This is a genomic window from Atlanticothrix silvestris CENA357, assembly GCF_016056295.1.
Classification (GTDB): domain Bacteria; phylum Cyanobacteriota; class Cyanobacteriia; order Cyanobacteriales; family Nostocaceae; genus Atlanticothrix; species Atlanticothrix silvestris.
Genome location: NZ_JAECZB010000057.1, coordinates 1 through 6,080, shown reverse-complemented (window position 1 = coordinate 6,080; position 6,080 = coordinate 1). Strand labels below are relative to the sequence as shown.

The 6,080-nt window shown below is 40.6% G+C and carries 5 protein-coding genes and 3 pseudogenes; 6 read left to right on the top strand and 2 right to left on the bottom strand.

The features are described 5' to 3' along the window. From I8751_RS16995 to I8751_RS16980, 4 genes and pseudogenes are all read left to right on the top strand, one after another. Positions 1-501, top strand: a pseudogene (locus I8751_RS16995) (DUF389 domain-containing protein); the annotation flags it as partial. 171 nt (positions 502-672) lie between these two features. Then, on the top strand, positions 673-1,572 hold the full coding sequence (locus I8751_RS16990; RefSeq protein ID WP_214440314.1) for a YihY/virulence factor BrkB family protein: 900 nt from the start codon (positions 673-675) through the stop codon (positions 1,570-1,572). 79 nt (positions 1,573-1,651) lie between these two features. Continuing rightward, positions 1,652-2,158: a DUF4112 domain-containing protein gene (locus tag I8751_RS16985; protein ID WP_214440313.1), complete on the top strand. Its 507-nt coding sequence runs from the start codon at positions 1,652-1,654 to the stop codon at positions 2,156-2,158. Positions 2,159-2,169: 11 nt separating this feature from the next. Then, a complete protein-coding gene (locus I8751_RS16980; RefSeq protein ID WP_214440312.1) occupies positions 2,170-3,105 on the top strand; it encodes an alpha/beta fold hydrolase in 936 nt (311 codons plus the stop codon). 3 nt (positions 3,106-3,108) lie between these two features. Here the strand turns inward: I8751_RS16980 and I8751_RS16975 are convergent, their stop codons facing one another. Further along, positions 3,109-4,383, bottom strand: a complete 1,275-nt coding sequence (locus tag I8751_RS16975; RefSeq protein ID WP_214440311.1) for a tRNA nucleotidyltransferase/poly(A) polymerase family protein — start codon at positions 4,381-4,383, stop codon at positions 3,109-3,111. 86 nt (positions 4,384-4,469) lie between these two features. On the opposite strand from I8751_RS16975, the gene I8751_RS16970 reads away from it, so the two are divergent. Further along, complete coding sequence (locus I8751_RS16970; RefSeq protein ID WP_214440310.1) at positions 4,470-4,718, top strand: Ycf34 family protein; 249 nt, start codon at positions 4,470-4,472, stop codon at positions 4,716-4,718. Between the two features lie 108 nt (positions 4,719-4,826). On the opposite strand, the pseudogene I8751_RS16965 reads toward I8751_RS16970, so the two are convergent. Beyond that, positions 4,827-5,395: pseudogene (locus I8751_RS16965) on the bottom strand (Uma2 family endonuclease). 499 nt (positions 5,396-5,894) lie between these two features. Between I8751_RS16965 and I8751_RS16960 the strand changes: the two are divergent. After that, positions 5,895-6,080, top strand: a pseudogene (locus I8751_RS16960) (IS630 family transposase); the annotation flags it as partial.

Genomic DNA, 6,080 nt, shown 5'->3' with positions numbered 1-6,080 from the left:
CTCCCCAGCCCCCCCAGCTTTGCCACTTCACAAAATCGCGTTGCTCCCTTAAATATTCGATTAGTGTATCTGAGTGAACGTGACATTGATAGAGACGCTCAAACTCTGCTGGTCGATAGCATCAAATCTAAGTTAGATTATCAAACTGCAAAGATCAGTATGCAGAGAATAGCTACTAGTTTGGGAGTTATAGCTTTTGAAACTGAGCAATCAACATTAACGCCAACTGCGGCCAAATTATTAGATCGCGCCGCGCAATTTTTGCAACAACACCCCAATTTAAAGCTAGAAGTTGTGGTTAACCAAGAACCAAACGAGCCACCAGAAATAATTGAAGCGCGATCGCAAGCAATTACACAATATCTCAAGTCAAAATGGCCAATCACTAGTGATCAAATAGCACTGCAAATAGGAGTAGAGCCTAAACCAAGTGCAATACTCCAACTTACGGTAGAATCACTGAGAAAGCCACCAAGTATAATTCAACCCGAATCATTCTAATAGTGTGTCAAAAAATAATTGACGAATAGATTTGCTGTAGAGACGGCGATTGATCACCCCTCTCTAACCGTCAAAATTATTTTGACAGACCACTAGAGCGATATCAATAGAAAAACCAAAGCTTTGCTAGCTCAGGGTTTTTCTCTTGTAAATTTTGACTTAACAGTAATTATGCCAAAGTCTCGTTTTGTCAACTTTTTTCGCCATCTTAATTGGCGTTCCCTCAAAAAAACCGTTGCGAGGACAACCCAAAGACGACTGCTGGGATTGGCCTCAGAAATTGCCTTCAATGCAATGTTATCGTTATTTCCTGCGATTCTTGCCCTCCTCACAGCCATCGGCTTATTTGAGGAATCCTTGCAAAACACTTTTAGACAGCTGGCAAATCAAATTAGTCAAGTTGCACCTGAAGAAGCATTAGCTTTAATTCGTGAGTTTGCCACCACAGAAATTACTGACCCCAAAAACAGTGGTTTGTTTTCTCTAAGCTTTGTAATTGCCATTTGGACTGCTTCTGGAGCGATTAGTACCGCAATGACTGCTCTTGATCAAATCCATCAAATTCCTCCAAAAAAGATGCGTCCTTTTTGGAAAGCAAAACTCGTCTCTTTAGGATTAACAGTTGGTACAATTTTGCTGTTTGTGCTGGCTTCTTTCTTAGTCTTCATGAGTGACCTGCTATTGGGAATGGTGGCCAGTGGAAATTCCTCTTTGGTCTTTTTGTTACATCTTTGGCAACTATTACGTTGGCCTTTAGCTTTAGGTATAGTTGCCAGCACATTTAGTTTTGTCTATCGCTATGGCCCCAGCGTTTGGAACTCAGGCACACCAATGATGCCTGGGGCAATTGTTGCAGCTGTTTTCTGGGCAATTCTATCTGCCCTATTTCGAGCTTATGTGGCAAATTTCGGCAACTATAATAAAGTTTATGGTGCAGTAGGAGCTGTAATAGTTTTAATGCTATGGCTGTGGATGAGTGCTGCTGTTTTGTTGATAGGCGACCAATTAAATGTGACCGTTAGTGAAGAGATGCGCTCAAAAACAGATCAAGATTTGTTGAACAAATATTAATCCCAGAGTCAAATCTTGTAAAGTCACAGCACGGAAGTAAAATGTTGAACGATTCAAATTCAAACAAGCGATCGCTTTCATGCCCAATTCTGATTTTCGGTTTTCCATGATTGAACCTGGAGTTAAAGCACCTACCTTAAAGCGGCTGCGTCAGATCAGTTGGCTATTGGATAATGTAATTACCATTCCCGGAACCAAAGTTGGTGTTGGTCTAGACCCAATTTTAGGATTTATACCTATTGGTGGCGACTTTTTGGGAGTTATGTTTTCTAGCTACATCATCTTAGAAGCAGCGCGCTTAGGTGTGTCTAGGGAAACCTTGGGAAAAATGGTTTGGAATGTGATTATTGATGGTTTGGTAGGTGCTATTCCATTATTGGGAGACTTTTTTGATTTTACTTGGAAAGCTAATGCTTACAATATCAAGCTATTGGAAGAATACTTAAAGTTTCCCAGCCAAAGAAAGAGTGCAGACAAATTGTTTATCTTTGCCGTCTTGGTTGGATTATTACTCCTCGCCATTGTCTTAGTCGCTTTACCTGTGATACTAATTAGAATGCTGTGGCAAGCTTTTACTGGCGCTTAAATTAATTATAAATGAAAGATTGGTGGCAAGAGACTTTTCCTCAAGGGCAACAAAGTCTAGTTATTAGTGATGCTCAAGGCTATCCTGTCAAAATTGCTTATGGTGAAAAAGGTACAGGTAAACCATTAATTTTATTACATGGTATGGGCAGCTGGAGCTATAACTGGCGTTACAGTATTGACCCATTATCTAAATATTTTCGGGTAATTTGTTTTGATGCCAAAGGTTACGGTTTTTCCGAAAAACCTTGGTTTCGCCGAGAACATAATGGGCATCAAGTTATTGAGCTAGAGCGAATTATTCAGGCATTATGTGATGAGCCGCCGCTGATTGTAGCAGAATCATTAGGGGGATTAATTGCTCTTGCCTTTGCTCAAAAAAATCCTGAATTAATTGGGCGGTTAGTAGTCGTAAATGTACCTGTTTTTACCGAACGCTTACCCCATTGGGCAATGTGGTTGCTCGCCCAAACGCCCTTAGAAGTAATTCAAACAATAGACTCTTTGCGCCTGGCATATCTGTTTGCACCTCTAGTTAGAGAAGTTATGGCCATAGAAAGGCGTGGGGTATTGTTTGATCCATCAATTTTGACACAGGAAGATGTTTATTGGATAACTTATCCATTTATTGAATTTCCTGGTACTCTTGTCAAAGTTGCTGAAGAATTACAAATAGCAGCGCGAGAAATAGAGCATTGGCAAACAAATAAACCCAATATGCTCACTAATATTCAAAATAATCTGAACCTTATTAAATGTCCTACACTCATTTTGTGGGGTGATCAAGATAGTTGGTTCCCTGCTAGTCACGGAGAAAAATTACATCGATGTATACCCAATTCCAAATTGCAAATTTTGCATAATTGCTATCATGATGCCTCAACTGGTTCTTCAAAAGAATTGAATGCAGCCATTGTTGAGTTTACACAAGATACCAATTTTTGGTAGAGTTTAGCTACCCTCAACTAACTGACGTGCAAAGGCGATCGCTTCTGCTGGTGTTGAAACTTTTCCTTCAGCTTGTGCTATGGCAATTTCTGTTAGTAGTTCGCCCACTACTGGCGAAGCTGGAATATTTAATGCTATCATTAATTCCTTACCACTCACTAATTGAGTGGAATGGGCGACCAGATCATCAGGGTTGAGGTAGCGGCTGATTAACGGTGTGTAAGCGCATAGCGACTTGTCCCCAAACATCGCCTCTACCGGAGTATTATTACTTAAGGCTAAAACTACTGTAGCCACAAATACTATCCCCGCCTCTTGGAACAAGAAATACTGTTCTCGTAAAGACATATTAATTAAGTTTAGCCTGGGGAAAAGTTTCAAGGCAGCTGTAACAGCACGAATCTCTGCACGACTATAGGTGAGTTGCTGTAACTCTATTTCTGCCAGTTCTGGATTTGGGTGGACAAGACAAGCAAGTTTGGCAATACCCAACCAAGTTGTTTTGACTGTATCACGTACATAGTGTTGCAGTTCTACCCCTAGTTGGGGCCAGTTTTTTGTTAGTAAGGTTGCTGCTGCGTCAACCGCAGCCAATTTTTGGAAGTTTTCGGATGTTGCGTTCTGGAAAAAAGGCGTAATTAAACCGTCTTCTCCAGCACTGACTATCCAAGGAGTACCTTGAGGACTTGCTAATAAATAGCCAATTTCTACCCGTACTCGTTCTGCTGCGACTTCAGTTATGTGTGATGACAAAGCGCGAATTGTCGTTTGGGTAATTGGTTCAATGGTAAAACCCAGTTGAGCAGCTTGGCGATAGGCTCGCATTAACCGCAAAGGGTCATTTTTTAAATTGGCTGGTGATACCATTCGCAATTGGCGCTGTTTTAAGTCTGCATAGCCTTGTAAAGGATCAATAATTTCTTGGGTATGAGGATTGTAAGCGATCGCATTAATTGTAAAATCTCTTCTATGCAAGTCAGTTGTTAAACTATCGCCTTCTTGTTGAGCAAAATCGGCTGTAGCATCGGGAAATACCACACGGGCAATTTGTCGTTCCGAATCGAGCAATACAAAACCTGCTTGGTAACGACGAGCGATCGCTTTTGCTACCTTAACAGCATCGGATGGGATCACAAAATCTAAATCCAAGTATTCGCGGCTTCTTCCCAAGATGGCATCCCGGACAGCACCACCTACCATGTAAGCAGGTTGTGGTAAATATTCCAGACTAAAAGGCCAATTTTCGGGAGCTAGGGTAGACGGGACTGGAATATGCATTGTAATAAAAATCAACCCAGCAGCTAATGAATAAAGGTTGGGCTTAAGCTAGATTAACAATAAAGGTTCCTGGAGTTGGTTCTATTATGTGTATTTGCGTGAACTGCCACTATGTAGATCGCTGTGTAACCTATAATGCCGTAGAAACGCAGCACCAACAGCCCCACTTGACTGAAAATCCCACTTTTGACCCCAATGAACCCTCTATCAATGTCAATATCCGTACCCAAGAAGATGTCATTGAAATGGAATGGGATGTTGTCGGTTGTCTCAGCTTTAAGCAAGAAATGGGTAAATGGTCGAAATTACGTCCGGGTGAATTAGTCCCAACCTAATCGCAGATGATGTTAGCTTTTCAGGCGACTACTACCTTTTTGATGTGGTAGTCGTATTTATTTGTATGGCTAATAAATAACAGCTCAAAAGTAATATTCTTAACCGCATTACGGAATTACCTTTAACCAGCCAAAAATATCACCTACGGTCAACTGTAACCCCTGACAGAATTCTGGCACTGGTAAAACAGCCTCAATTTCCTCAAAAGCTAAAGGTTGTCGTTCCGCAGGATAAGCAGCAATGAATCGCTCATCAGGGTCAATTAACCAACCCATTTGAGTGCCGTGATTGAGAGCATGTAAGATTTTTTTGTAACTTTTGTATGGCTGTGTTCTGGGGAAAGAATTTCGACTATCCAGTCAGGTGCTGCGGCAAATGTATTGGCAATATCACCATTTTCGTCTATGGGAAGCCTTGCCCAAGAGAATACAGCGACATCGGGAACTATAGAACGTCCTCCAAAAGTGCAACGTAATTCTGGAAAAGCCCAACCCATTTTTTGTAATTTGATAACAGAATTGATTGTAGGACAAAGTTCTCCTTGAATAGTGCTATGTTTCCCGTGAGGCATCGGTTTTTGAATAATTTGACCGTCTATGTACTCTAAGCTTGGCTGAGTTTCTGGTAGTGTGAGAAACTCTTCTAGGGTCAATATTTTATTTGGGACTTGTAACATTGTTATCCTAGCCTCAACTTATGAGAGTTTTTTTACCGACTCGCGCATCATACCCTCGCGAAATATCTGTCTAATGAAGTCCTTTTAAATTTTAATCCTAATCATATTGAGGAGGTATACCGTTTCAATCCCTGATAGGGATTTTAGTTAATTGGAACTTTTTGGCTTTATCTCTATTGCCTTTTCAAAGTAGTTTCAATCCCTGATAGGGATTTTAGTTAATTGGAACTTGAAAAAGGAAAAATTAAAAGTGGTGTAACTAGTTTCAATCCCTGATAGGGATTTTAGTTAATTGGAACTTGGTGCGCTGTCTCCCCATATTGATAAATATTCTACTGTTTCAATCCCTGATAGGGATTTTAGTTAATTGGAACTCAGTCCGCACAATCGCGGACTTGGGGATTTTGTTTTCCCTTGTTTCAATCCCTGATAGGGATTTTATACCAATTCACTAAAAAAATGATAGAAATAGTTAAGTCAGAAATATGAGCAGAAGTTCATGGCTGGAGTCACCAAAGTAAAAATAGAAGAATCGGCAGAGGAATTACGTGAACTGCTGAAAAAACAGAAAACAGCATTAGGAAAAGAACGTATTCAAGCATTGTATTTACTAAAGATAGGTCAGGTAAGGACAATACAAGATTTAGCGGTAGTGTTGGGAAGAGGAAGTGCCACAGTACAAAGG

What these genes read in the sequence shown, in the direction of transcription:
- I8751_RS16985 (WP_214440313.1), top strand. Translation starts at nt 1,652, where the DNA reads ATGCCCAATTCTGATTTTCGGTTTTCCATGATTGAACCTGGAGTTAAA.
- I8751_RS16970 (WP_214440310.1), top strand. Translation starts at nt 4,470, where the DNA reads ATGTGTATTTGCGTGAACTGCCACTATGTAGATCGCTGTGTAACCTAT.
- I8751_RS16990 (WP_214440314.1), top strand. Translation starts at nt 673, where the DNA reads ATGCCAAAGTCTCGTTTTGTCAACTTTTTTCGCCATCTTAATTGGCGT.
- I8751_RS16980 (WP_214440312.1), top strand. Translation starts at nt 2,170, where the DNA reads ATGAAAGATTGGTGGCAAGAGACTTTTCCTCAAGGGCAACAAAGTCTA.
- I8751_RS16975 (WP_214440311.1), bottom strand. Translation starts at nt 4,383, where the DNA reads ATGCATATTCCAGTCCCGTCTACCCTAGCTCCCGAAAATTGGCCTTTT.